Origin of the sequence: Paenarthrobacter nitroguajacolicus, from assembly GCF_051027655.1 — a bacterium.
In the GTDB taxonomy this organism is placed as follows: domain Bacteria; phylum Actinomycetota; class Actinomycetes; order Actinomycetales; family Micrococcaceae; genus Arthrobacter; species Arthrobacter nitroguajacolicus.
This window is the reverse complement of record NZ_CP073234.1, coordinates 3890462-3916049: the sequence shown is the minus strand read 5'-3', so window position 1 is coordinate 3916049 and position 25588 is coordinate 3890462. Positions and strand designations below refer to the sequence as shown.

Genomic DNA, 25588 nt, shown 5'->3' with positions numbered 1-25588 from the left:
ACACAACCCCGTGGGTGGTGCTTTTTAGTGCTGGTTTGGTGCGGGCTTAGCAGAAGCCGGCGATGCCGCTCCAGGCAACGGGTGCTGCTTCGATGTTCTCGCGCTGGACAGTTGCTTCGATGAGGCCGTACGGGCGATCCGCGGCGAAGAAGACCTCGTTGGGGTTGTCCAGGCCGAACGGGCTCAGGTCAACCAGGAAGTGGTGCTTGTTGGGCATGGAGAACTTGATCTCGTCCACTTCGCTGTGTGCTTCCAGGACCTTCTTGCCCATGTCGAACAGCGTCTGCTGCAGGGCGTGGGAGTAGTTTTCCGTGAAGCCTTCGAGCAGGAGGGCTTTGATGTCCTCGTAGCTCTTGTTGAAGTCCGTGCCGGCGAAGTCCAGGTTGGTGTTGTAGCGCCAGCGGGCGGATACATCGGTGGCCAGGATGCGGTCGGTGGTTTCCGGAAGGGTGGTGTACTTGTCGCGCGGGTAGCCGACAAAACCGGACTGCGTGGTCTTCAGGACGGTCAGGTCCTTGAGGCCGGAAATAAGGTGGGTGGTTGCCCCATCACGGACGACGACGGCGGTACGCACCTCTTGTCCGTTGCGGACGAAGCTGTGGTCGTGTCCCTCACCGTGGGCCTGGATGCGATCCCAGCTGTAGGCTTCGGCTTCCCAGCGGCCGCCGGTGACCCAGTCGAATCCGCCGGTGAAGTGGTTTGCGAGGCGAAGCAGGAAGGACTCGGGTGAGCCGACGCCTTCACGGGCAAAGGCGTAGACCGTGTTCTTCTGGGTGTCGGTGGCAACGACGTGGCCGTTGTCGCCTTCGAGGTGGGCCGCCTGGAAGTCGCCGCGCAGCTGCGAGGTGACGTTCAAGTCTTCAATGTGGTGGCGGTCGGTATCCCGGGTGACCTTGACGACGCGGACTTCTGCTTTGCCGTACTGGTTTTCGCCGAGGACGATGTTGTTGCTCATGGTCATATCCCAACTTCTGTGAGGTGGAACCTACGTTCCATCAATGAAATTAAGCGCGTGTTTCCACTGCGTTTCTGGTGGAGCCGACCCAACAAAAAAGAGCCAGCATCCATGGATGCCAGCTCATTACGACCCTGCCTGCTGCTCTCAGGTTACGTGACCTACGCCACGAACTGATTCGAGAGTAGCGCACTATTTCGTCTTGTGTATACGGGTATCGAAGGATCGTTATGAACCATCCAAATGTGACCGGGGCAACTCACTTCGCCTCCCAGGGGGTCTTGACGACTGCTTTCGCCGCTGCCTACACTTTCCACATAACAATAAAAGTTTTCCGAAGAGCGGAAACTGTAGGCATGAGAAAGAGGAGGAACAGATGGACTCGAAGGATACGAACAACGTCGTGGAATTCCCGGCGCCGGGTCAGGAGCTGTACCTGCCCTTCGGTGCGACAGATCCCGACTTCTATATTCCGGCCGACTGTGACCGCAAAGCCGGCGGGTTCTCCCGTTGGCTGCGCGCGCTCCCGGTATTCGGCCGGCAGCGCCCCTAGATCCCCGGCGGCCCCTTTCCTCGCAAGCTCGGACAGGGAACCCTGCCGCCGTGGGCCCTTATGGGGACGGACTCTGCGCAACAGAGCCAACGAGGCGGGCGGTACCTGGGGAGGTATCGCCCGCTTTTCCGTGTGCTGCCTGACCGTCGCGCCCGCTCGGTCCCCGCCCGTTTCGTGGGTTCCCTGCGCAACGTGCCGTGCGCACCAACGAATGCGCAGCTAATCCCCGAGATGGGCTCTAGCTTGCTCCCCGCAGTACCCTCAGCACTGTTGTTTTGAACTCCTGCTCCCGAAACAACTGCTGCCACTTGATCCGGATGAACTTCCAGCCGAGCTCGGTGAGGGCCTTTTCTCGCTGCCGTTCCTGGTAGATCACCTCGGCGGTGGGTGCGTAGTCGAAGTACTTCACCTTTCCATCGAACTCCAGGGCCACCTTCTTTTCCTTCCATGCAAAGTCCAACCGATGGTGGCCTTCGGCTGACGCCACCTTCACCTGTAATTCGGGCGGCTCGATCCGCAACCGCTGCAGCAGCTCGCGGGTCAGGGTTTCGCCGGGTGACTCGGATCGGGCATCGGCATTCTCCAAAGCCCGGCGAAGAGTGAGAACTCCGTTGCGTCCGGCCAGCGATGCGCACATCTCTTGCAGTTTCGAGGCATCGGCACCTTTTCGGAGGGCGTGATCCATGAGCACCAGGGCTTGTTTGTAGTTGAGCATGAGGCAGCAGTCCACCACCGTCTGTTCCAACGTGGTGCAAGGCATCCCCTTGACGAAAACAGCCCGTATCTTCGCCAGCGGGCGGGTGTGCGGCACCACATCTTTGCCGTGGGAAGTGGTGGACGCTGTTGTTTGCGTCGTGATGTGGACTTTGTCTCCAACATCCCACAGGAATAACCCGTGGAGACGCGCCGCTGAGGTGTGGCTGTAGACCAAGCCGCCAGACGACGTCGAAAGCGTCCCGTGTGCGTGTGCAGCAATCAATTGCAAGCTGCGAACCCAGGGCTTTTGGGCTGCCCACGTGCTGCCTCGGATATAGCAACCGCGACGTAGTCGTCTTAAGGCGCCGGAGCGAACCAGCGCGGCAATCCTCCGATGGTTGAAGCCTGCTTCGTGGAGCTCATCGGTCCGCCACAAATCCATCCCCGCGGGAAGCTCGTTGCTGTTGTTTGGTGTCATGAGTCAAGACTTCAATGAGCCGGCGTGCGAGGACAGGGGTGCGTAGGCCTATGTGGACAAGCCCGCTTAGTGGGCTCGCTGCGGACTGTGCCGTGCGAACGGCATGTTGCGCAGGGAACCCCCGAAACGGGCCCAGCCGGGCAACCAGAACCTACCCAGCAACCAGCTTCCGGGCCGCCGCCGAGTGCTCGGCGATCAGCCCGGCGACGTCCAGCCCTGGAATCGCACCGTCCACAACGCGCCAAGAACCCCCGACCATCACCCGGTCGGCACGGTCCGCCCCGCAGAGCAGCAATGCGGCGACGGGGTCGTGGCTTCCGGAGAAGCGCAGCTCGTCGGGCTTGAACAAGGCCAGGTCCGCTTGCAGTCCGGGTGCCAGTTGCCCAATGTCGGAGCGTCCCAGAACGGCGGCAGATCCACGAGTAGCCCATCCCAGTGCCCGCTCCACGGGAACCGAGGCGCCATAGCGGAGCCGCTGCAAATACAGGGCCTGACGAGCCTCGAGGATCATGTTGGAGGCGTCGTTCGACGCCGATCCGTCCACCCCCAGCCCCACGGGAACGCCCGCTGCCTCAAGTTCCAGGACGCGGGCAGTCCCGGAGGCGAGGCGCATGTTGGAAGTGGGGCAATGCGCGACGGCGGTGCCCGCGGCTCCCAGCCTGGCGATCTCGTCGTCGTTGAAATGGATGCCGTGCCCAAGCCAGGTGCGGGAGCCCAACCAGCCCACGGATTCCAGATAGTCCACGGTCCGCAGCCCGAACATGGAGCGGCAGAAATCTTCCTCGTCAATGGTCTCGGCAAGGTGCGTGTGAAGCCGGACATCGAAGCGTTCGGCCATGGCTGCACTCTCGGCCATGATCTCCTTGGTCACCGAGAAAGGCGAGCACGGGGCAAGCGCGATCTGCACAACAGCCCCATCGCCGGTCTCGTGGTACTGACGAATCAGCCGTTCGCTGTCCGCAAGGATCGCCTCAGGCGACTGGACCGTGGTCCTGGGCGGCAGCCCGCCGTCGTCCTCTCCCAGGGTCATGGACCCGCGGGTCAAGGTGGCGCGCATTCCCATGGCGCGCACCGCAGCTACTTCGATGTCGATTGCGTCTTCCATGCCGTCGGGGAAGAGGTAGTGGTGGTCGGCGGCAGTGGTGCAGCCGGAGAGCAATAGCTCGGCCAGTGCCACCTGCACTGCGAGCTCCAGGCTGCGGGGGGTCAGCCGAGCCCACACCGGGTACAAGTTTTGCAGCCAGGGGAACAGCGGCGCGTTGGCCACGGGGCCCCAAGCGCGCGTGAGGGTTTGGTAGAAGTGGTGGTGCGTGTTGATGAGCCCCGGGAGGACCACGTGGGCGGAGGCATCAAAGACAGTCGCGGGAGAAGAAGGCTGACCGCCCGTAGGCACCAGCTCCACGATTTTTCCGTCGGAAACCACCAGGCCGCCGCCGGCGTCGAGGTCGTTTGCGGTGAAGATACCCAGCGGGTTCTTGATCCAAAGAGGGGTCATGACAGGTTCCTTGTCTGGTCGGCGTGTACGCGTTCCAGCTCAGTTAGGCCCTGTCTGCTGATCCAGGTGGCCGGTCCCGCCAGAGGGGTGGCCCGGTCTTCAAAGCGTAAAATGCCCGACGGCGGCAGTCAACGCCCGCGGGGTGCCTGCGGTCACATTCGGGCACCAGCGCCGGCACCAGCCCCGGCACCAGTCCGGCGCCTGCCCGCAGCACAGGTAATTTCGCATCACGAAATTAAGTTTTCAAAAAACTATGGCGCGGCTCACAAACCTGGTGCTACGCTCTAACTGCCAAAGGCGGGCACCCGGACCTCGGGAAGCTATCTACCAGGCGCAACTTAACCTTCATCGCACATGCTGAAGCCTGGTAACCAAGCTAACTGGAGCTCCTCTCTGTAGCGCCCCCAAACAGGTCACCTGGCTTCCTCAGCACTAAGGAAGTCGCAACATGAGTACAACCGTCACGGCCGAGCAATTCCTGGCCACATCCATTGAGCTGGCAACAGCCAATGTCCTTAACAGTGGGGGCCCCTTCGGCGCCGTCATTGTCACCGCGGACGGACGAGCCTTCGAAGGCGTCAACCGCGTCACCGCCACGAACGATCCCACCGCACACGCAGAAGTCACGGCCATCCGTAATGCCTGCCGCGAACTGGGAACCTTCGATCTCAGCGGAGCAACCCTCTACACCAGCTGCGAGCCATGCCCCATGTGCCTGGCCTCCGCACTTTGGGCACGCGTTGACCGCGTGTTCTTTGCAGCAGACCGTCACGACGCCGCATCCGTCGGCTTTGACGACGCCGTCTTCTACGAGTACTTCGAGAACGACAACCGGGACGCGCTGATGCCGGTAGCCAAGCTGGAACTGGGCGACCCCCAGGCTCCGGCGGCCCTCCAGCCGTTCAACACATGGAACACGCTTGATTCCAGGATTGATTACTAGGGCCCGGTGGCTGACATGACAATCCTGGACAATTCCGCTGAAAAGCAGACAGCAGCTGAAAAGCAGGCTGCGCTCTTTCCCCAAGGAGACGGCGCAGAGCCCACAGCGGCAAAGCACACGGCAACCGGCCTGGCAGATGGAAACAAGAAGCCCCCGGTGTCGAACTCCTTCCTGGATAAGTTCTTCCAGATCTCGAAGCGTGGCTCAACGTTGGCCCGCGAATTCCGCGGCGGCCTGGTCACCTTCTTCACCATGGCGTACATCGTCATCCTGAATCCGCTCATCCTGGGTGGCTTCTCGGCAGAAAACGCCCCTACCGACGTCGCCGGTGGCTGGCTTTCAGCTGCACAGGTTGGAGCCGTCACAGGCCTGACCGCCGGCGTCATGACCATCATCTTCGGTCTCGTCGCCAACCTGCCTTTCGGCCTCGCAGCCGGCTTGGGCATCAACTCGTTCCTCGCCGTCGCGGTCATCCAGGAAGTTACGTGGCCCGAAGCCATGGGCTTAGTGGTCATCAACGGCATCCTGATTGTCATCTTCGGTGCTACCGGCGCCCGGACGGCGATCTTCAAGGCAGTCCCGAAGGAACTCAAGGCCGCCATCACCGTTGGCATCGGCTTGTTCATCGCCTTCATCGGCTTTGTGGATTCCGGATTCGTTCGCGCAACAACGGGCGGCCCACCGGTCCAGCTCGGCGACAACGGCTCCATCACGTCCATCCCCACCCTTGTCTTCATCATCGGACTGCTGACCATGGGCATCCTCGTGGCACGCAAGATCCAAGGCGGCCTGCTGATCGGCATCGTCGCCACCACTGTCCTCGCCGCCGTTGCCGAGGCCGTGTTCCGCATCGGTCCAGGCAGCGCCGACAACCCCGGCGGCTGGCACCTCAACGTGCCCATCCTGTCGAGCCAACTGGTGTCCGTCCCGGACCTGAGCTTGGTAGGCCAGTTCGATCTCTTCGGCTCCTTCGCCAGGATCGGCGGATTGGCTGCGACGATGTTGGTCTTCACCTTGGTGTTCACCAACTTCTTCGACGCCATGGGCACCATGACGGGCCTGGCCAAGAGCGCAGGCGTGGCACACAAGGACGGCACGTTCCCCAAGCTGAAGTCAGCCTTCATTGTTGAAGGCATGGGTGCAGTGGTGGGCGGCGCAACGTCCGGTTCGTCCAACACCGTGTACATCGACTCGGCGGCTGGCATCGGCGAAGGCGCACGAACCGGCCTGGCCTCGGTGGTCACCGGCCTGCTGTTCCTGGGCTCCATGTTCTTCACACCGCTCACCTCGGTGGTGCCGCTGGAAGTTGCGGCGTCAGCCCTGGTGGTGGTGGGTGCGATGATGATGGCGCAGATCCGCGAGATCAAGTTCACCAAGTTCTCCATCGCCCTCCCGGCGTTCCTGACCATCGTGACCATGCCGCTGACGTACTCCATCGCCAACGGCATCGGCGTCGGCTTCATCTCCTTCGCGGTGATCAGTGCGGCGTCGGGCAAGGCCAGGAAGGTGCACCCGCTCATGTGGGTGGTCACGGCAGGCTTCATCATCTACTTTGCCCGCGGCCCGATCAACGCGCTGATGGGCGTCTAGCCCGGAGCCGCACCCGCGCCGGCGGGCATACATTTCCGGCACTTCGATCGGCGGTCCGCCGGTACCCACCGCACGAATAGGCGTCCGCCGTCGTCGTCCCTAAATAACAGGCACGACGGCGGGCGGCGGCCCTGGTGATTCAGGGACGGGCACCGACGCTCCGTCAGGGAACGGGGGCAGGGAGATGAAGCCCTTGCCCCCGTTCCTATGAACTCCACTTTTACTGAATAACCGCGACTACCTCCTCTGGAAATGAGAATATGAGGCAAGATCGCGCACTGCTCCGGCCGGGCCACCCGGCCGGGACACCTGGAATAAGGATGTGTTGCCATGCTGGATCTGATGCCTTCACTGGGCAGCTGGCGGCCTGCGGTCTCCGGCCAACTGTGTGCTGTGGCCACGATCGTGGGGACCGGAGGCTCCGTGCCGCGGCCCATGGGGACCTCCATGATGGTCTCCGAAAACGGCGAAATCCTGGGCAGCTTGTCCGGAGGTTGCGTGGAAAGTGCCGTGGTGGAGGCGGCCTTGGAAGCAATGCGCGACGGCGGCCCTCGCCTTGAGTCTTTTGGCTACAGTGCCGAGGATGCGTTCGCCGTCGGGCTCACCTGTGGAGGAGAACTGGAAGTCCACATCCAGCCGCTCCGGGCAGGATCGCCTGAACTGTCTGTTTTTGCTGAAACTCAGCGCCCTGCAGCCCTGATCCGCCGGCTCGATGGCCAGGGCGGAGTCATGGTGGTCAACGATCCCGTGCGGTTCCGTGCCATGGAATCCGAGGAACTGGCCAAATTGCTGGGCGACCACCCTTCCACACTGTTCGCCGCCGCCGCCCAGGTTGAGCCCCTGCTCCAAGGTGGCCGCGCCGGGTTGGTCCGGCTGGCCCCGCCCGAGGGGTGCATCGACGGGTGGGTCACTACCGAGCGGTTGGCCTTGCCCCCACAAGAGGAAACGCAGCCCGAGCCCATCACCTTGTTCGTGGAAAGCCGGTTGCCGGCAGCTCGGATGCTGGTCTTCGGTGCCAACGATTTCGGAGCGGCCCTGCTCCCGGCCGGGCAACTCCTCGGATACAACGTCACCCTGTGCGACGCGCGGCCTGCCTTCGCGACGCAAAGCCGCTTCGCAGGCGCAGACCAAGTGGTCGCCGATTGGCCGCACCGTTACCTTGAAACCGAGGCGGCCGCCGGGCGCATCGATTCCCGCACAGTGGTGTGCATCCTGACTCACGACCCCAAATTCGACATCCCGTTGCTCGAGGGTGCCCTCCGGTTGAACCTGGCGTACGTCGGTGCGATGGGTTCCCGTCGCAGTCACCGCCAACGGATCGAGGCCTTGCTCGAGGCAGGCACTCCACCGGAGTCCTTGGAACGGTTGCATTCGCCCATCGGGCTGAACCTCGGCGCCGTGACTCCTGCCGAAGTAGCAGTTTCCATCACGGCAGAAATCATCGCTGAGCGTGGAGCTGGCCAGAAGACTTCCAAGGCACCCGGGTTCCCGTCGCTCAAGGACAGCACCGGCCCGATCCACTCAGCCCCGACTCACGCAGCAGCCCAATACCTCACTCAGGAGGACCCATGGACATGAACACCATCGAGGCCGTGGTCCCCACCACGGACCCGGCACAATGGCGCGACGGCGATGCCTGGCTCGCCGGAGGCACTGTCCTTTTCTCCTACGGCAGCACGGTCCTCAAACGGCTCCTTGACCTCGGCCAAGCAGAGTGGCCCGCCATCACCGTCACTGACCAAGGCATCGAGCTGGCCGCCACCTGTACCGTCGCCGAGCTCTACGCCCTGCCGCAAACCGTGGAATCCGCCAGCCGCGAGTGGCCTGGATTGGCGCTGATCCGCCCGTGCTGCGATTCGTTCGTGGCCTCGTTCAAGATCTGGAACATGTCCACGGTGGGCGGCAACATTTGCACCGGCCTGCCGGCAGGGCCCATGACATCACTCTGCGCAGGACTCGACGGCGTAGCCACCATCCTCAGCCCCGACGGCACCAGCCGGGACGTTCCGGTGGCCGATGTCGTCACAGGCGATATGCAGACTGTGCTGGCACCGGGGGAGTTGCTCCGCAGCATCCATCTGCCCGCCAGCGCACTCTCCGCCAGGGTTGCCTTCCGGCGCTTGTCGCTCAGCAACCTGGGCCGCTCCGGCGTGCTGTTGATCGGGCGGCTCGACCCCGACGGCGGCTTGGTCATCACGGTGACTGCTTCCACCAAAAGGCCGGTACAGCTGCGGTTCCCCGTCGGGCAGGTTCCCGACGCCGGGACGCTGGCTGACGCCGTCGGCGATTCCATTCCGTGGCCGCTGTACCACGACGATATTCATGGGCTGCCAGCATGGCGGCGCGACATGACGTTCAAGCTGGCCGAGGAAATCCGGGCCGAGCTGCTGGGCGAATCGATGACTGTTTCCGGTGATTTCTGGCCGCCGCATAACACCTCGCCCCAGCCGTCCACCCAGCCAGCCGTAACAACCATCAAGCAGAAGGAGGCCCGGAATGGCAATTGAGATCAACGGCGCTGCCTCGCAGGCCACACCCCGCCCCGGACAATGCCTCCGCACCTTCCTCCGCGAGGAAGGCAACTTCGGCGTCAAGAAAGGCTGCGACGGCGGCGACTGCGGTGCTTGCACCGTGCACGTTGACGGCACGCCCGTTCACAGCTGCATCTACCCTGCAGTCCGCGCGGAGGGCAAAGCGGTCACCACCATCGAAGGCCTGTCCAAGGACGGCGAACTACACCCTGTGCAGGAGCAGTTCCTCGAGGCCCAGGGCTTCCAATGCGGCTTCTGCACGGCGGGCATGATGATGACGGCCGCGACGTTCGACGACGAGCAACGCGCCAACCTGCCCCGGAACCTCAAGGGCAACCTGTGCCGCTGCACCGGTTACCGCTCCATCGCGGACGCGGTCTGCGGTCACAGCGGCGATCACCAGCACGACGCCGGAGCGGACGTTTCAGGGGCGCAGTCAGTTGCCGCAGTCCCAGCCACACCCGGCCAGCTCGGGGACAACGTTCCCGCCCCCGCCGGTCAAGCCGTGGTGACAGGAACCGCCCGCTATGCCCTCGATGTCCCGGCGGAACAACTCCCGGGCCTGCTGCACATGAAGCTCCTGCGTTCGCCGCATCCGCATGCCCGCATCGTGTCCATCGACAAGGCTCCCGCCTTGGCTGTTCCCGGCGTCATGGCGGTCTTCACCCACGAAGACGCACCGCAGCTGCTGTTTTCCAGTGCCCAACACGAGAATTACACCGACGACCCGGACGATACGCGCGTGCTGGACAACGTGGTGCGGTTCATCGGGCAGAGGGTTGCCGCCGTCGTGGCCGAATCCGTGGGCGCAGCTGAGGCCGGTGCCCGGGCGTTGACCGTGCAGTACGAACTCCTGGAGCCCGTGTTCACTCCGCAGGAGGCCATCCTCCCCGGTGCCCCGGTAATTCATGGGGAAAAGGACGGCGTCTTCTCCCGCATTTCCCGCCCGCTCCAGAACGTGGTGGCCGAGGTCCATGCCGAACTGGGCAGCGTGGCCGACGGCTTTGCGGCCGCAGACTTCATTCACGAGCACACGTACAAGACGCAGCGCGTGCAGCACGTGGCGATGGAAACCCACGCCTCCATTGCCTGGCTGGATGAAGACGGCCGCTTGATGATCCGTTCCTCCACGCAGGTACCTTTCCTGGTGAAGCGGACGCTGAGCCGGGTGTTCAACCTGCCGCCAGAGAGTATCCGCGTGGTGGCAGGCCGGGTTGGCGGCGGCTTCGGTGGCAAGCAGGAAGTCCTCACCGAGGACCTGGTGGCCCTCGCAGCCCTTGCACTCCGGAAGCCCGTGCAGCTGGAGTTCACCCGGACCGAGCAGTTCACGGCGACTACCACCCGGCACCCCTTCACCATTCACCTCAAGGCCGGGGCCAGCCGCGATGGTTCGCTCACTGCGCTGCAGTTGAACGTCCTCACCAACACCGGTGCCTACGGAAACCACGCACCCGGCGTCATGTTCCACGGGTGTGGAGAGTCATTGGCCGTCTACAAGTGCGTGAACAAGAAAGTGGACGCACACGCCGTCTACACCAACACGGTCCCCGCGGGTGCTTTCCGTGGGTATGGTCTGAGCCAGATGATCTTCGCGATCGAGTCTGCCATTGACGAACTCGCCATCGGCATCGGGATGGACCCGCTTGAGTTCCGGCTCAAGAACATGGTCCGGCCCGGCGATCACATGCTCTCCACAACACCCGAGCCCGAGGAAGACGTCCACTACGGAAGCTACGGTCTGGACCAGTGCGTTTCCTTGGTGCGGGACGCCCTGGACCGCGGCAAGGAACGCTACCGGGTAGCCGGTTTGGATGACCTGGGGCCGGATTGGGTGGTCGGGGAAGGGGCAGCCCTGTCCATGATCGACACCGTTCCGCCCCGCGGCCACTTCGCCCACACCCGGGTGAGCCTGGAGGCGAACGGAAGGTTCGCCGTCGACGTCGGTACTGCGGAATTCGGGAACGGCACCACAACCGTCCATGCGCAATTGGCTGCCACGGCCTTGGCTACGACGGCGTCCAAAGTGACGGTGCGGCAGTCCGATACCGACCTCCTGGAGCACGACACCGGCGCGTTCGGTTCGGCCGGAACAGTGGTGGCAGGTAAGGCGACGTTGGGTGCGGCGCTGGAACTCGCCACCCGGATCCAGACGGTCGCGGCTTCACTGACCGGAGCCGCCTTGACTGATTGCCGCTTGGTGGACGGCGCCGTTCAGTGCGGAGATCGCACGTTGCCGCTGACGGAAATCGTCGACGCCGCCCGGCTGCAAGGCGTTCGACTCGCCACGGACGGCAACTGGGGAGGGACTCCGCGGTCGGTCGCGTTCAACGTTCACGGCTTCCGGGTTGCTGTTAATGCAGGAACCGGTGAGCTGCGGATCCTGCAGAGTGTCCAGGCCGCCGACGCCGGTGTGGTGGTGAATCCGCGGCAGTGTCGGGGGCAGATCGAGGGCGGCATTGCGCAGGCCCTGGGTGCGGTGCTTTACGAGGAAGTGAAAGTGGACGACGCCGGACGCGTCACCACGGACATCCTGCGGCAGTACCATATTCCGTCGTTCGCGGACGTTCCACGCAGTGAGGTCTATTTCGCCACCACCAACGACTCCACGGGTCCCCTCGGTGCCAAGTCCATGAGCGAGAGCCCGTTCAACCCCGTGGCTCCCGCCCTGGCGAACGCGATCCGCAACGCCACCGGGATCCGCTTCGGCGAGCTGCCCATCGCGCGGGACAAGATTTACCTGGCCCTCCGCGACCGCACCACTGCACCCGTCTAACCCAACTAGGTGACAGCAAACGTCGGTATGAGCGCTCATTGAGACGTTTGCTGTTACCTACTTGGGGAAGACGGCGAGCTCCATGAACACACTGTTGGGGTCCAGGGTGTAATCCCCGAAGGGCGGGCATTCCGTGAATCCGTGCCTGGCATACAAACGACGGGCCGGAGCGAAGTAGTCCTCGGTCCCCGTTTCCAGGCTCACCCGCTCGTAACCCAATCGGGCAGCTTCGGCCACGATGTGTTCCAGCATTTGGGTGGCCACTCCACGTCCGCGGGCAATGGAAGTAGTGCGCATTGATTTGATCTCGGCGTGCCCGGAGGACAAGGCCTTCAAGGCTCCACAACCCAGCAGAACGCCGTCCTCCCGGGCTGTCCAGAACGTCATCGACTCATGCTTCAACGCCGAGTGGTCCAGGGCATGAACGCTTTCGGCCGGGGAAGTGGCGAACATATCGGCCAGGTGCTCGCTGAGGAGCTGGTGGACATCCGGGCGTGCGGGATCATCAGTTGCGATGCGGATCATGTCCCTAAATTTACCCGCCGGTACCCGTCCGAACCGCCGCTACCCTTCCAAAAGATGCAGCTGGTCCTTCGTGTCCAGGTCCTCGCCGGAGCAGAGGTCGCTGCAGTCCACCAGATCCACGAGCCCCGGATGCGCCTTCAGGAACGAACGCGCGCCCGTGTCGCCATTGGCGGCTGCAGCCGCTTCGGAGCGGAGTCCGACGTCGAAAATCACCGGGTGCCGACGCTTCAGGTGGCCGGACTCGTCGGGGTAGGCGGCCGCAGTGACCCGGCCGGGACGGTGGCTGCCCAGCAACCTGCTCACCGCCGTCGGGGTTAACCCGGGCTGGTCCACCAGCGCCACCATGATGCTGTTGCCTGCCATGGCCGCATCAATGCCGGCGCGGAAGGAGCCAGCCATTCCCTTGGCCCAATTCTCGTTCTCGACCACCACATGCGCGCCCAAATCGGTGCTTTGGCGGACGACGTCGGCCTCAGCGCCGAGCACCACAACAACCTCGCGGCATCCGCCGTCGAACAGCGTGTCGGCGAGTACTTCCACCAGGGTCCTGCCCCGGAAAGGGAGCAGCGCCTTGGGGCCACGACCCAGCCGTGTTCCGGCGCCTGCAGCGAGGAGCACGCCCGTGGTGGGGGCCGTGCCGGTGTCAGTCATATCCTCACGATACGCGCGGGGCTCCATGCGGTCTGTAGCTCCTTGGGTTTCTTTCCAAGAGATCTACCAATATCGGTTGTAAATTAGCGATCAGTAGGGCTTTTGGTGGTCTGAATTGGCCGATATGGTCGGTGAGGGAGTTATGAAGTCAGCTCGGATACGCAGTGTCGCGTGAAAGAACAGGGGAAAATGGCTGGCAGTTTTGAAATTCTCAAGGCAGGAACCAACTCATTCCGGTTCCGGCTGACCGCGGAGGATGGAACGGTTGTGGCAGTGTCGCCACAGTTCCCGAACCTGAAAGCGGTAGTGGCTGGTATCAACGCGGTTCGCGAGAATGCGGCGACCGGCTTCGTGGTCGATAGAAGGAACCTGGGCACCTAAGTCCGGTTCAACGAAACCCGCTCAACGACAATTGGCGGAAGCGTTCTTAACGAACGCTGCCGCCAATTTGTCATGCGGGCTGTTTAGGCGTCGCCGCCTGCTCCGCCGGTGGTGCCGGCGTTGACGTCCAGCAGCTTGTAGCGGTCAATGGCGTACGACGGCGCGCCCTCCTCTACTTCGCCCCTCGCCGCCAGCAACTGGAGGGTTTTGGCGACGATGGAGTGGGTGTCGTTTTTGAAGTAGCGGCGTGCGGCTTGGCGGGTGTCGGAGAAGCCGAAGCCGTCTGCTCCGAGGGAGGCGAAGTCGTTGGGGATGAATTGGCGGATTTGGTCGGGGACGGCTTTCATGTAGTCGGACACGGCGATGACGGGTCCGGTGGTGCCGGCGAGTTGTTCGGTGATGAACGGGGTGCGGGCGGGTTGGCCGGGGTTCAGGAAGGCGTGTTCTTCGGCGGCGAGTCCGTCGCGTCGGAGTTCGTTCCAGGAGGTTACGGAGTAGATGTCGGCGGCGACGTTCCAGTCTTCGGCGAGGATCCGTTGGGCTTCGAGGGCCCAGGGTACGGACACGCCGGAGGCGAGGATGTTCGCGGTGGGCCGGTTCCCGGTGGTGCCGTCGCTTTGGGGAGCGGGGGCGAGGCGGTAGATGCCTTTGAGGAGCCCGTTGATGTCGAGGTTTTCGGGTTCGGCGGGTTGGGTGATGGGTTCGTTGTAGACGGTGAGGTAGTACATCACGTTCTGATCAATACTGTTCTCGCCGTACATTTCTTCGAGGCCGTGGCGGATGATGTGGCCGATTTCGTAGCCGTAGGCGGGGTCGTAGGTTTTCACGGCGGGGTTGGTGGAGGCCAGGATGGGGGAGTGTCCGTCGGCGTGTTGGAGTCCTTCGCCGGTGAGGGTGGTTCGTCCTGCGGTGGCGCCGATGATGAAGCCGCGGGTCATTTGGTCCGCGGCGGCCCAGAAGGAATCGCCGGTGCGTTGGAAGCCGAACATGGAGTAGAACACGTAGATCGGGACCAGGGGTTCGCCGTGGGTGGCGTACGCGGTGCCGGCGGCGGTGAACGCTGCGACGGCGCCGGCTTCGTTGATGCCGGGGTGGATCAGTTGGCCGGCGGGGGATTCTTTGTAGGCCAGGACGAGGTCGCGGTCCACGGAGAGGTAGTTCTGGCCTTTGGGGTTGTAGATTTTCGCGGTCGGGAAGAACGCGTCCATGCCGAAGGTCCGGGATTCGTCGGGGACGACGGGCACGAACCGGGCCCCGAAGTTCTTGTCCCGCATCAGGTCCTTCAACAAACGGACGAAGGCCATGGTGGTGGCGGCTTGTTGTTTCCCGGACCCGCGTTTGGCCACTTCGTAGGATTTGGCGTCCGGGAGGGTCACGGGGGTGTGGGTGCGGCGTCGTTCGGGCACGAACCCGCCGAGTTCGGCGCGGCGTTCCATCAGGTATTTGATTTCCGGGGCGTCCATGCCGGGGTGGTAGTACGGGGGCCGGTAAAGGTCAGCGTCGAGCTGGTCATCGCTGATCGGGATGCGGAGGTGGTCACGGAAGGCTTTGAGGTCGTCCATGGTCAGCTTCTTCATCTGGTGCGTGGCGTTACGGCCTTCGAAGTGCGGGCCCAGGCCGTAGCCCTTGACCGTTTTGGCCAGGATCACGGTGGGTTTGCCCTTGAACTCGGTCGCTGCCTTGTACGCGGCGTAGACCTTGCGGTAGTCGTGGCCGCCGCGTTTGAGGCCCCAGATCTGCTCGTCGTCCAGGTCCGCGACCATGTCCTTGGTCTGCGGGGACTTGCCGAAGAAGTGTTCACGAACGAACCCGCCGGACTCGGCCTTGTAGGTCTGGTAGTCACCATCGGGGGTTTCGTTCATGATCTTCACCAACGCCCCGTCCTTATCGGCTTCCAGGAGGGAGTCCCACTCCCGGCCCCAGACGACCTTGATCACGTTCCAGCCCGCACCGCGGAAGAACGCCTCCAACTCCTGCATGATCTTGCCGTTACCGCGGACCGGTCCGTCCAGGCGCTGGAGGTTGCAGTTGATCACGAAGTTCAGGTTGTCCAGGTTCTCGTTCGCGGCGAGCTGGAGCAGGCCACGGGACTCGGGCTCGTCCATTTCCCCGTCGCCCAGGAACGCCCAGACCTGCTGGTCGGAGGTGTCCTTGATGCCACGGTTCTGCAGGTACCGGTTGGACTGGGCCTGGTAGATCGCGTTCATCGGGCCGATACCCATCGACACGGTCGGGAACTCCCAGAAATCAGGCATCAGGCGCGGGTGCGGGTACGAGGACAGGGCATGACCGGCCTTGGACTTTTCCTGACGGAACCCGTCCAGATCCTCTTCCGTGAGACGGCCTTCCATGAACGCCCGGGCGTACATGCCCGGCGAGGCGTGGCCCTGGAAGAACACCTGATCCCCGCCCGAGGGGTGGTCCTTGCCGCGGAAGAAGTGGTTGAAACCCACCTCGTACAACGTCGCGGCACCGGCATACGTGGAGATATGCCCGCCGACACCAATATCCGAACGCTGCGCACGATGAACCATCACCGCGGCGTTCCACCGCATGTACGCCCGGTACCGGCGCTCGAACTCCTCGTTCCCCGGGAACGCAGCTTCCTGGTCCACCGGGATCGTGTTCACATAATCAGTGGTCGTCACCATCGGCACACCCACCGACCTCGCACCGGCACGTTGCAGCAACGAACGCATAATGTACTGGGCACGCTCGGTACCCTGCTCCGCGATCAACGCATCAAGTGACTCAATCCACTCCGCGGTCTCTTCCGGATCACGATCAGGCAGCTGGGCAGTCAACCCGCTGAGGATGTGTGAGGTCTCTTCTCCTGCAGCCACGTCCAACCTCTCTTCATTGAATGTCTGGGCGCTTGCTCTGTGGGGGCGCTCAAGGAATTTCGTATTGTGAGAATAAAATTCTGCAATTCGAGATTACGTCTGCTGGTTGGGCAGCGTCAACACGGATTGCCTAACCAAGACAGTCAACTGGGAAAGCTTCGGCCAAGCAACCGAATGTGACCCTGCATACACGGAGAACCTTGACGTTACGTGACCTGAGTCATAGAGTGCTTTCACTATTCAATAACTAGATTCCGTATTGTGGAATCAGTACGAAGTGGAGATCCACGATGCAGACGACTTCATCAGTCGGCGTCACTGGGGCTCCGGGAGACGGAAACGCAGGTGGCCCCAACCATCCGGTCGTGGGAAACACCGACCTCTGCGCTATTGCTTCCGAAGCCGCAGGCCGTACCATCAGTCCCAGCCTTTACAACATCGACCTCGCACCCACTAAGGCCAAGGGCCGGAAGTGGACCAGCTACAGCATCTTTACCCTCTGGGCCAACGACGTCCACAGCCTGGGTAACTATGCCTTCGCCATCGGCCTGTTCTCCCTCGGTCTGGGTGGTTGGCAGATCCTGGTAGCCCTCGGTATCGGCGCCATTCTCCTGTTCGCGCTCCTGAATTTCTCTGGATTCATGGGCGAGAAGACCGGTGTTCCCTTCCCTGTCATGAGCCGCATCAGCTTCGGCATCAGGGGAGCGCAGATCGCCAGCCTGGTTCGCGGCGCTGTTGCCGTTGCTTGGTTCGGCATCCAGACGTATCTGGCATCCGTGGTCCTCCGCGTCATGCTGGTGGCCATGGCGCCGGGTTTGAAAGACCTGGACAGCAACTCCATCCTTGGCCTTTCAACCCTGGGCTGGTTGTCGTTCGTGGCGCTCTGGATGGTTCAGTTGGTCATTGTCAGCTTCGGCATGGAGATGATCCGCAAGTACGAGGCCTTCGCCGGTCCCATCATCCTGGTGACCATGGCAGCGATCGCCGTGTGGGTCTTCATCGAAGCCGGCGGCGCCATCCAGTGGAGCGGCATCAAGGGCCTAGAGGGTACCGAAATGTGGCTCACCATCTTTGCCGGCGGTGCCCTGTGGGTTTCCATCTACGGAACGTTCGTCCTGAACTTCTGCGACTTCACCCGGTCCTCGGCTTCCAAGAAGTCCATCGTCAAGGGCAACTTCTGGGGCATCCCCATCAACATGCTCGTCTTTGGCGCCATCGTGGTGGTCATGGCCGGTGGGCAGTACAAGATCAACGGCACAGTGATCGAGAGTCCCTCAGACATTGTGGAGAGCATCCCCAATACGCTTCTGTTGGTCCTTGCCTGTCTGGCCCTGTTGATCCTGACCATCGCCGTGAACCTGATGGCCAATTTCGTAGCTCCGGTCTACGCCCTGACCAACCTCTTCCCGCGGCACCTGAACTTCCGCAAGGCGGCCTGGGTCAGCGGCACCATCGGGTTGATCATCCTGCCGTGGAACCTCTACAACAACCCGATCGTGATCGTGTACTTCCTGGGTGGCCTTGGTGCCTTGCTCGGGCCCCTGTTCGGTGTGGTCATGGCCGATTACTGGCTGGTCCGCCGCGGCAAGGTCAATGTCCCGGAGCTCTACACGGAGGATCCCAAGGGCGCCTACTTCTACAAGCGCGGCGTAAACCCGAAGGCCATCATCGCCATGCTTCCGGCAGCCGGCCTCGCCATTGCCATAGCTTTTATCCCAGCACTGGCCGCGGCTGCTCCGTTCGCTTGGTTCATCGGAGCCGGCGTGGCAGCGATGACGTACTTCGCTGTCGCGGACAAGAAGCAGGTCCACCAGGACGTCTCGGGCGAGCCGATCGCCGTCGCCAGCACCCACTGACACTGAGGAAACCCATGCGCATCCTTGTCGCAAACGTCAACACCACCCAGTCCATGACGGACTCCATCGCAGCGCAGGCTCGTGCCGCAGCGGCTCCTGGCACCGAAATCATCGGCATCACGCCTCGCTTCGGCGCCGACTCCTGCGAAGGCAACTTCGAAAGCTACCTCGCCGCGATCGCCGTCATGGATGCAGTGGTGAACTATCCCGAACCGTTCGACGCCGTCATCCAGGCCGGCTACGGCGAGCACGGCCGCGAAGGCCTTCAGGAACTGCTCGACGTCCCCGTGGTCGATATCACCGAGGCAGCAGCAAGCACCGCGATGTTCCTGGGCCACAAGTATTCAGTGGTCACCACGCTTGACCGCGCCGTACCGCTGATCGAGGACCGGCTCAAGCTCGCCGGTTTGGAGGCGCGTTGTGCCTCGGTCAGGGCCAGCGGCATGGCCGTGCTGGAGCTCGAGGAATACCCGGAGCGTGCTGTTGAAGCCATTGTGAGCCAGGCGGAACAAGCTGTTCACGACGACAAAGCGGAAGTTATTGTTCTTGGTTGCGGCGGCATGGCCGGTCTCGACGAACAAATCCGCCAGCGCACCGGCGTCCCCGTAGTGGACGGAGTGGCTGCGGCGGTGACCATCGCCGAGTCCCTGGTCCGCCTTGGGTTGTCTACGTCCAAGGTCAGGACCTACGCCACTCCGCGCCCGAAGACTGTCATAGGCTGGCCGATAACAGCCGCCCAGCCAGCTGAAGCCGCACGCTGACGCTGCCACAGGCAATTCCCCGAAAGGCAACCACATGACTGACTCCAGCCCTCCCGCAAACCCGAGGGTCGCCGTCGTGACCGGGGCCGGTTCCGGAATTGGGCGGGCTGTCGCCAGGCTCATGCTCGCCGAGGGTTACCGCGTTGCGCTAGCCGGCCGCCGGGAGGCGCAGCTCCTGGAAACGGCCGGCGACCATCCGGACGCGCTGGCGGTTCCGTGCGACGTGACAGTGCCCGACGACGTCGCGCGCCTTTTCGCGGAGGTCCGCCAACGCTGGGGTCGGGTTGATGTGCTGTTCAACAATGCCGGCATCTTTGGGCCGGCGGGCGACGTGGGTGACATCAGTGTGGACGAGTGGGAAGCAACGCTTCGCGTGAACGTCACGGGCTCCATGTTGTGCGCCGCGGAGGCTGTGCGAACCATGAAATCCCAAGACCCGCAAGGTGGCCGCATCATCAACAACGGCTCCATTTCGGCGCACTCGCCCAGGCCCAAATCCGTTGCCTACACAGTCACTAAGCACGCGATGACGGGCCTGACCAAGAGCATCGAGCTCGATGGTCGGGAGTTCGGTATTACGTGCGGGCAGATCGACATCGGTAATACCCGCACCGAAATCATGGACACCATTGGCGTGGGCTCCGGGGCGCTGCAGGCTGACGGCAGCCGCAAAGTCGAGCCCATGTTCCCCGTGGACGATGCAGCCCGTGCCGTGCTGATGATGGCCAACATGCCGGCGTCGGCCAGTGTCGGATCCTTGGTGGTGACCGCTGCCGGGATGCCCTTCGTGGGCCGCGGCTAGCCTCACAGCACCGCCCCAAACCGCGGGCCCGTGCCGCCACCACCCACTTTGCTTTTCGAATGCCCGTGACACGCCTGTAGAAGGGTGTGTCCCGGGCATTTCTGCGTCAAAGAAGGTGGTGGGCGCACCAACGGCCAAGCTCCAAACCGAATGTGACTTTCCATAATATGGAAATCTTATTTCCCCTTGCGGAATGGTGTGAGCAGGCTTACATTTGAAAAACCCCCTCAAAATGTGGGGCCGTTCCCAACTGATTGGTTCAGATCAATGAAGATCCCAGACTCCGCGGCGCTGAAGGCGAGTTCGGCCCCGCAGAAGAAAAAGCGGCTGTACCAGTCGCTCTTTTTTCAAATCCTGATCGCCGTCGTCGCAGGTGTACTCATCGGTCATTTTTGGCCGACAATTGGGTCCGCCCTCCGGCCACTGGGTGATGGATTCATTCAACTCATCAAGATGATCATCGCCCCGCTGATTTTCCTCGTGATCGTCACAGGCATCTCGGCAGTGGGCGACGTCAAAGCGGTCGGAAGGGTCGGGGTCAAAGCGCTCCTGTACTTCACCGGCGCCACTCTCTTCGCCCTCGTCTTCGGGCTCATCGTCGGAAATATCGTTCAGCCTGGTGCTGGCCTTAATATCGACCCCGCTACGCTCTCCCAGGACGCACTCAACGCCAAGACCGGCAATGCGCCTCCCAAGGACGCTGCAGCCTTCATCCTGGATGTCATTCCCGTCAGCGTGATCGGTGCTTTTGCCAACAACAGCCTGCTTCAGGTGCTGTTCTTCTCCGTGTTCTTCGGCGCAGCCATCGTGGTCATCGGCCGCGAACGCTGCATGCCGGTCATCAGCCTCATGGAAACCGTCCTGGAGCTGATCTTCAAGATCATGTCCTGGATCATGAAAGTGGCTCCCATCGGTGCATTTGGTGCCATGGCCTTCATCATCGGCCAGTACGGACTTGGCACGCTCAGCACTTATGCCCTCCTGATTGCAGCCTGCTATGGAGCGGCGATCATCTTCATCGGCCTGCTGTTCCTGGTGGCTTGGGGGTTCGCCCGGGTTCCCCTGTGGGCGTTCCTGAAGTACACCCGTGAAGAATTCCTGCTGGCACTCGGCACCGCCTCTACTGAAGCAGTCATGCCGCGTATCATGACCAAGCTGACCAACGCCGGCTGCTCCCGTGCCACCACCGGCCTTGTGGTTCCCACGGGTTACTCCTTCAACCTGGACGGCGCCGCGATCTACCTGTCCATTTCACTGCTGTTCCTGGCGCAGGCCTTCGGCCACAACCTTGACCTTGGCCAGCAGTTGGCGGCGTTGGGCGTCCTGCTCCTGACCTCCAAGGGCATGGCCGGCGTGCCGGGTTCGTCCTTCCTGGCACTCTCCGCCACGGCTGCTGCGCTGGGCATCTTCCCGGTAGCCGGCGTCGCACTCCTCCTCGGAGCCGATCGCCTCATGGACTCCATGCGCGTCGTGGTGAACCTGCTGGGCAACTGCGTGGCAACGTTCGTGGTGGCCAAATGGGAAGGCCAATTCGACCGCAGCGTCATGCTCCGCGCCTTCAACGGCGAGATCACCAACCACGATTCCGCCATCATGCTCGGCAAGGAAGAAGTCTTCGAGGAGCAGGAACTCGAACGCATCAGTGGCGGCCAGGAGCCTTCGCCCAAGTTCCGTGGCGGTCCCGTCGCGGAGGACATCCCGCAGTTCGAAATGAGCAAACGGGGCCAACCATCCGCCCCGGTCTGCCCGGACTAGTACAGCCCAAAGCATGAGGCCCCTCAAGAGGATTCTTGAGGGGCCTCAGCTGTGCAAAACCTGTTAAAGGGGCAGCAACTCCGAGAGGTCGGCACGCAAACCGGACGCAGTCACCCTGTGGTCCGATACTGCGTCTGCCCACGAAATCCGGCCCGTCACCAACGAAAGCCAGGTGGCGGCGTCGCACTCGATCACGTTCGGGGGAGTGCCGCGCGTGTGGCGGGGCCCCTCAACGCACTGCGTCACACCGAACGGCGGCACACGGACTTCCACCGAGTTGCCGGGCGCGCGGGCGGTGACTTCCTCCAGGGAGTAGCGGACCGCCGTCGCAATCAAAGTGCGCGACGGCGGCGGGCCGGCAACGCTGCCTGGCTCACCTGTACTGCCGGAAGGCTCGACGGCGGCCTGCCAGGCTGCCAGCGCGGCGCGGCCTTCCTCGATGTTGACGCGGCGTCGTGCAACAGCCATTTGTTCCTCTCCTCAGAAGTTTTAGTCCAGCAGGGCGGAGACAGCGTGTCCCAGCCGGATCTTGCCCACCTCGTGGCCGCCGCCGAGCACGGGCTCCACCACGCGCTCCAGAACGCTCGAAACTGCAGGGATGTCCACGGCACCGCTCACGGCCAGCAGAGTCAGTCCTACCAAGGATGTGGCGCGAAGGTTGCCGTCCAGCATCTTCACGGCCACGGTTGCGCCGGTGGGAGTCGCCAGGACCAGGACGCCCTCGGCCCCTATCTTGGCCAGGACCTCCAGTTCCTCCATCACGATCGTGTTGGACTCACCCTTGCCCTGAACTGCCCAGGGGTAGTCCAGCATGGAGGTGGCGATGGTGGCGGCACGTGCGTTGGACGACTTATCGCCCGGGGATTTGGCCAGGCGGGAGTAGGCGCGGGCCAGGCCGGTCAGCGAGATGGCGGCAACGGGTGCTCCGCAGCCGTCGATGCCCAGGTGGGAGATCGTTTCGCCGCTGTATTCCTCGATCACCGAGCGAACGCGCTGCTGGAGCGGGTGGTTTGGTTCGAGGTAGCTGCGCAGGTCCCAGCCGTTTTCGGTGCACGCCCACAGGAATGCTGCGTGCTTCCCGGAGCAATTGAAGGCAAGTTTGGATTGTCCGCGTTCGGAGCGGACCATCCAGTTGCGGGCGGTTTCGTCCTGGGGCCAGGCGGCGGGGCACTGGAGGTTTTCTTCTTTAGCACCCGCTGCCTTGAGCATCCCTTCCACAACGTCCATATGATCCAGGGAACCAGTGTGGCTGCCGCAGGCGACAGCAACTTGCGCGCCACGGAGGGGCACGCCGGATTGCATGGAAGCCAGGGCCTGGAAGGGTTTGAGGGTGGAGCGGGCGAGGACGGGAGCATCGATGTCACCAAGACGGGTGACCACCGAGCCATCACCGGCAAGAACCACGGCCGCGCCGATGTGCCGGGACTCAATAAAGCCACTTCGTTCGATCACTGCCAGTTCCACCGCGGACTCAACGTTGAACGTTTCATGCGAACTCATGGGCATGAATCAAGTCTAGGGCGCGGCGGGTCGGTTCCCCGGTCATCCGCGTGCCCGCGCGCGTGATCCGTGCACGCCGGGCCTCACGCCGGGCCTCACGCCGGGCCTCACGCCAGGCCCGTGTCCACAGGTCCGGTGAATGACACAGCTTAGGCCCCGCGCCCTTCACAAAGTACCCTTGAGGACTGTGAAGGTACTCGTCATTGGCCCAGGCGGCCGCGAACACGCCATTGTCCGCTCTCTGCTTGAAGATCCCAACGTTTCCGAGGTCCACGCGGCCCCTGGCAACGCGGGCATCAGCAAACTCGTTCCCACCCATGCGATTGACGGGAACAACCCGGAAGCTGTGTCCGCCCTCGCCACCAAGCTGGGCGTGGACCTGGTTGTCGTAGGACCCGAGGCACCTTTGGCCGCCGGTGTGTCCGACGCCGTCCGAGAAGCCGGCATCCCGGTGTTCGGTCCCAGCAAGGAAGCAGCCCAGCTGGAGGCTTCCAAGGCGTTCGCCAAGCAGATCATGGCTGAGGCCAACGTTCCCACGGCTATGGCACGCGTTGCCACCAACGCTGACGAAGCTGCCGACGCCTTAGACACCTTTGGCGCCCCGTATGTAGTCAAGGACGACGGCCTGGCCGCCGGTAAGGGCGTGGTGGTCACCAAGGACCGCGCAGAGGCCCTGGCACATGCCCAGGCGTGCTTCGACGCCGGTGGAACAGTGGTCATCGAGGAATTCCTCGACGGCCCCGAGGTTTCCCTGTTCGTCCTCTGCGACGGCCGCAACACCGTCCCGCTGTCCCCGGCGCAGGATTTCAAGCGCATCTTCGATAACGACGAAGGTCCCAACACCGGCGGCATGGGCGCGTACACCCCGCTTGAATGGGCTCCTGAGGGCCTGGTCCAGGAAGTCATCGACCGCGTAGCCCAGCCCACCGTCGACGAGATGGCCCGCCGCGGCACGCCCTTCGTTGGTGTGCTGTACTGCGGCCTCGCCCTGACTTCCCGCGGCATGCGCGTCATCGAGTTCAACGTTCGCTTCGGCGATCCCGAGACGCAGGCCGTCCTCGCTCGCCTCAAGACCCCTCTCGGTGCGCTGCTGCTGGCAGCTGCCAAGGGCGAACTGGACACGGCAGAAGAGCTGCGCTGGTCCAAGGACACGGCAGTCGCCGTCGTCGTTGCTGCCGAAAACTACCCGGACGCACCCCGCACGGGCGATCGCATTCGTGGACTGAAGAAGGTGGACGAACTGGACGGTGTCCACGTAGTCCACGCCGGCACCAAGCTGGATGACGAAGGCAAAGTGGTCTCTGCCGGCGGCCGTGTCCTTGCTGTTGTCGCGCTCGGTTCGGATCTGGTTGAGGCCCGTGAAAAGGCGTACGACGGCGTTGAGCTGGTTCAGCTTGAAGGCTCACAGTTCCGTACGGACATCGGAGGCAAAGCCGCCCGCGGCGAAATCCGCGTTCCGTACACGGCTACAGGAACCATCCCGAAAGTGCAGGCCTGAGCATGACTGAAGGCATCCCTACGGGCGGCTTCGAAACCGAAACGCTGGAACTTCCGGGCTGGACGCACGTCTACTCCGGCAAGGTCCGCGATCTCTACGTCCCGGCCGACGAAGCCATCACGGAAAAGATCGGCCAGGAATGCGTGCTGGTTGTCGCCAGCGACCGCATCAGCGCCTACGATCACGTGCTGAGCAGCGAAATCCCGGACAAGGGCCGCGTCCTGACGCAGCTGAGCCTGTGGTGGTTCGATCAGTTGGATGTTGAGCACCACGTGCTGGCGTCCACGGTTGAGGGCGGCGTTCCTGCCGCCGTCGAGGGCCGCGCCATGATCTGCAAGAAGCTGGACATGTTCCCTGTGGAATGCATCGCGCGCGGCTACCTCACCGGCTCCGGCCTGGCTGAGTACAAGGAATCCCGCACGGTGTGCGACATTCCGCTGCCCGAGGGCCTGGTTGATGGTTCGCGCTTGGAGAAGGCACTCTTTACGCCCTCTGCCAAGGCCGAAGTGGGCGAGCACGACGTCAACATCACCTATGACGATGTCGTGGCCATGGTGGGTGACGACATCGCTGCCCGCCTGAGTGAACTGACCCTGAAGATCTACACCCGGGCCGAGGAGATCGCCCGCGAACGCGGCATCATCCTGGCCGACACCAAGGTGGAGTTCGGCATCGACGCTGCCACCGGCATCATCACGCTGGGCGACGAAGTCCTCACCCCGGACTCTTCACGGTTCTGGGATGCGTCCACGTACGCGCCGGGTCAGTCGCAGCCTTCGTACGACAAGCAGTACGTCCGCGACTGGCTGACCTCCGCCGAGTCCGGCTGGGACAAGTCCTCGGACACTCCTCCGCCGGCACTGCCCGCCGACGTCGTGGAGCGCACCCGTGCCCGCTACGTGGAGGCTTACGAGAAGCTCACGGGCCGCACCTTCGCCTAGAAGCACCCAACTGAGTCGCAGTTAAGCGCGTTTTGACCCCTCAAAACGCGCTTAACTGCGA

The 25588-nt window shown here is 63.1% G+C and carries 21 protein-coding genes; 13 read left to right on the top strand and 8 right to left on the bottom strand.

What is annotated here, in order from left to right; translation table 11 throughout:
• Window positions 1-46: 46 nt before the first annotated feature.
• Complete coding sequence (pucL, locus tag KCX59_RS18390; RefSeq protein WP_178994201.1) at window positions 47-961, bottom strand: factor-independent urate hydroxylase; 915 nt, start codon at window positions 959-961, stop codon at window positions 47-49.
• 370 nt (window positions 962-1331) lie between these two features.
• Here pucL and KCX59_RS18385 point away from each other — a divergent pair, with 370 nt between their 5' ends.
• On the top strand, window positions 1332-1508 hold the full coding sequence (locus KCX59_RS18385) for a hypothetical protein (RefSeq protein WP_014922716.1): 177 nt from the start codon (window positions 1332-1334) through the stop codon (window positions 1506-1508).
• Window positions 1509-1746: 238 nt separating this feature from the next.
• On the opposite strand, the gene KCX59_RS18380 is transcribed toward KCX59_RS18385, so the two are convergent.
• Both KCX59_RS18380 and KCX59_RS18375 read right to left on the bottom strand, forming a co-directional pair.
• Window positions 1747-2682, bottom strand: coding sequence for a type IV toxin-antitoxin system AbiEi family antitoxin domain-containing protein (locus tag KCX59_RS18380; protein WP_179017614.1), 936 nt, complete (start codon window positions 2680-2682; stop codon window positions 1747-1749).
• A 151-nt stretch (window positions 2683-2833) separates the two neighbouring features.
• Window positions 2834-4177, bottom strand: a complete 1344-nt coding sequence (locus KCX59_RS18375) for an 8-oxoguanine deaminase (RefSeq protein ID WP_179017613.1) — start codon at window positions 4175-4177, stop codon at window positions 2834-2836.
• 448 nt (window positions 4178-4625) lie between these two features.
• Between KCX59_RS18375 and KCX59_RS18370 the strand changes: the two genes are divergently transcribed.
• From KCX59_RS18370 to KCX59_RS18350, 5 genes are all read left to right on the top strand, one after another.
• Window positions 4626-5120 (top strand): nucleoside deaminase, encoded by a 495-nt coding sequence (locus tag KCX59_RS18370; RefSeq protein WP_017200639.1) that lies wholly within the window; start codon window positions 4626-4628, stop codon window positions 5118-5120.
• 15 nt (window positions 5121-5135) lie between these two features.
• On the top strand, window positions 5136-6710 hold the full coding sequence (locus KCX59_RS18365) for an NCS2 family permease (protein WP_218649238.1): 1575 nt from the start codon (window positions 5136-5138) through the stop codon (window positions 6708-6710).
• A 330-nt stretch (window positions 6711-7040) separates the two neighbouring features.
• Entirely contained in the window at window positions 7041-8288 is a 1248-nt protein-coding gene (locus KCX59_RS18360) for an XdhC family protein (RefSeq protein WP_178994207.1), read from the top strand.
• Window positions 8279-9217: an FAD binding domain-containing protein gene (locus KCX59_RS18355; RefSeq protein ID WP_179017612.1), complete on the top strand. Its 939-nt coding sequence runs from the start codon at window positions 8279-8281 to the stop codon at window positions 9215-9217. The genes KCX59_RS18360 and KCX59_RS18355 overlap by 10 nt, the downstream gene beginning before the upstream one ends.
• The gene (locus KCX59_RS18350) at window positions 9207-12014 is read left to right on the top strand and encodes a molybdopterin-dependent oxidoreductase (protein WP_179017611.1); all 2808 of its coding nucleotides are present in this window, start codon (window positions 9207-9209) and stop codon (window positions 12012-12014) included. The genes KCX59_RS18355 and KCX59_RS18350 overlap by 11 nt, the downstream gene beginning before the upstream one ends.
• A gap of 57 nt (window positions 12015-12071) precedes the next feature.
• On the opposite strand, the gene KCX59_RS18345 is transcribed toward KCX59_RS18350, so the two are convergent.
• Both KCX59_RS18345 and nboR read right to left on the bottom strand, forming a co-directional pair.
• Window positions 12072-12539 (bottom strand): GNAT family N-acetyltransferase, encoded by a 468-nt coding sequence (locus KCX59_RS18345; protein WP_178994210.1) that lies wholly within the window; start codon window positions 12537-12539, stop codon window positions 12072-12074.
• A gap of 39 nt (window positions 12540-12578) precedes the next feature.
• A complete protein-coding gene (gene nboR / locus KCX59_RS18340) occupies window positions 12579-13217 on the bottom strand; it encodes a nicotine blue oxidoreductase (protein ID WP_178994211.1) in 639 nt (212 codons plus the stop codon).
• Between the two features lie 162 nt (window positions 13218-13379).
• Here nboR and KCX59_RS18335 point away from each other — a divergent pair, with 162 nt between their 5' ends.
• Complete coding sequence (locus tag KCX59_RS18335) at window positions 13380-13571, top strand: YegP family protein (protein WP_044569301.1); 192 nt, start codon at window positions 13380-13382, stop codon at window positions 13569-13571.
• A gap of 83 nt (window positions 13572-13654) precedes the next feature.
• Here the strand turns inward: KCX59_RS18335 and aceE are convergent, their stop codons facing one another.
• Complete coding sequence (gene aceE / locus KCX59_RS18330) at window positions 13655-16414, bottom strand: pyruvate dehydrogenase (acetyl-transferring), homodimeric type (protein ID WP_178994212.1); 2760 nt, start codon at window positions 16412-16414, stop codon at window positions 13655-13657.
• Between the two features lie 290 nt (window positions 16415-16704).
• Between aceE and KCX59_RS18325 the strand changes: the two genes are divergently transcribed.
• The 4 genes from KCX59_RS18325 to KCX59_RS18310 all read left to right on the top strand — a co-directional run bounded on the left by KCX59_RS18325 (window position 16705) and on the right by KCX59_RS18310 (window position 21588).
• Window positions 16705-18270 carry an NCS1 family nucleobase:cation symporter-1 gene (locus KCX59_RS18325; protein ID WP_179017081.1) on the top strand — a complete coding sequence of 522 codons (1566 nt, stop codon included), beginning with the start codon at window positions 16705-16707 and terminating at the stop codon, window positions 18268-18270.
• A gap of 14 nt (window positions 18271-18284) precedes the next feature.
• Window positions 18285-19031 (top strand): aspartate/glutamate racemase family protein, encoded by a 747-nt coding sequence (locus KCX59_RS18320; protein ID WP_178995300.1) that lies wholly within the window; start codon window positions 18285-18287, stop codon window positions 19029-19031.
• 34 nt (window positions 19032-19065) lie between these two features.
• The gene (locus KCX59_RS18315; protein ID WP_178995298.1) at window positions 19066-19833 is read left to right on the top strand and encodes an SDR family oxidoreductase; all 768 of its coding nucleotides are present in this window, start codon (window positions 19066-19068) and stop codon (window positions 19831-19833) included.
• 267 nt (window positions 19834-20100) lie between these two features.
• Entirely contained in the window at window positions 20101-21588 is a 1488-nt protein-coding gene (locus KCX59_RS18310; RefSeq protein WP_178995296.1) for a cation:dicarboxylate symporter family transporter, read from the top strand.
• A gap of 63 nt (window positions 21589-21651) precedes the next feature.
• On the opposite strand, the gene KCX59_RS18305 is transcribed toward KCX59_RS18310, so the two are convergent.
• Both KCX59_RS18305 and KCX59_RS18300 read right to left on the bottom strand, forming a co-directional pair.
• The gene (locus tag KCX59_RS18305) at window positions 21652-22056 is read right to left on the bottom strand and encodes a sterol carrier family protein (RefSeq protein WP_178995295.1); all 405 of its coding nucleotides are present in this window, start codon (window positions 22054-22056) and stop codon (window positions 21652-21654) included.
• Between the two features lie 21 nt (window positions 22057-22077).
• Window positions 22078-23094: an asparaginase gene (locus KCX59_RS18300; protein ID WP_179017080.1), complete on the bottom strand. Its 1017-nt coding sequence runs from the start codon at window positions 23092-23094 to the stop codon at window positions 22078-22080.
• A gap of 133 nt (window positions 23095-23227) precedes the next feature.
• Here KCX59_RS18300 and purD point away from each other — a divergent pair, with 133 nt between their 5' ends.
• A complete protein-coding gene (purD, locus tag KCX59_RS18295; RefSeq protein ID WP_178995291.1) occupies window positions 23228-24586 on the top strand; it encodes a phosphoribosylamine--glycine ligase in 1359 nt (452 codons plus the stop codon).
• A 2-nt stretch (window positions 24587-24588) separates the two neighbouring features.
• Window positions 24589-25527, top strand: a complete 939-nt coding sequence (locus KCX59_RS18290; protein WP_179017079.1) for a phosphoribosylaminoimidazolesuccinocarboxamide synthase — start codon at window positions 24589-24591, stop codon at window positions 25525-25527.
• The last annotated feature ends 61 nt before the right edge of the window (window positions 25528-25588 follow it).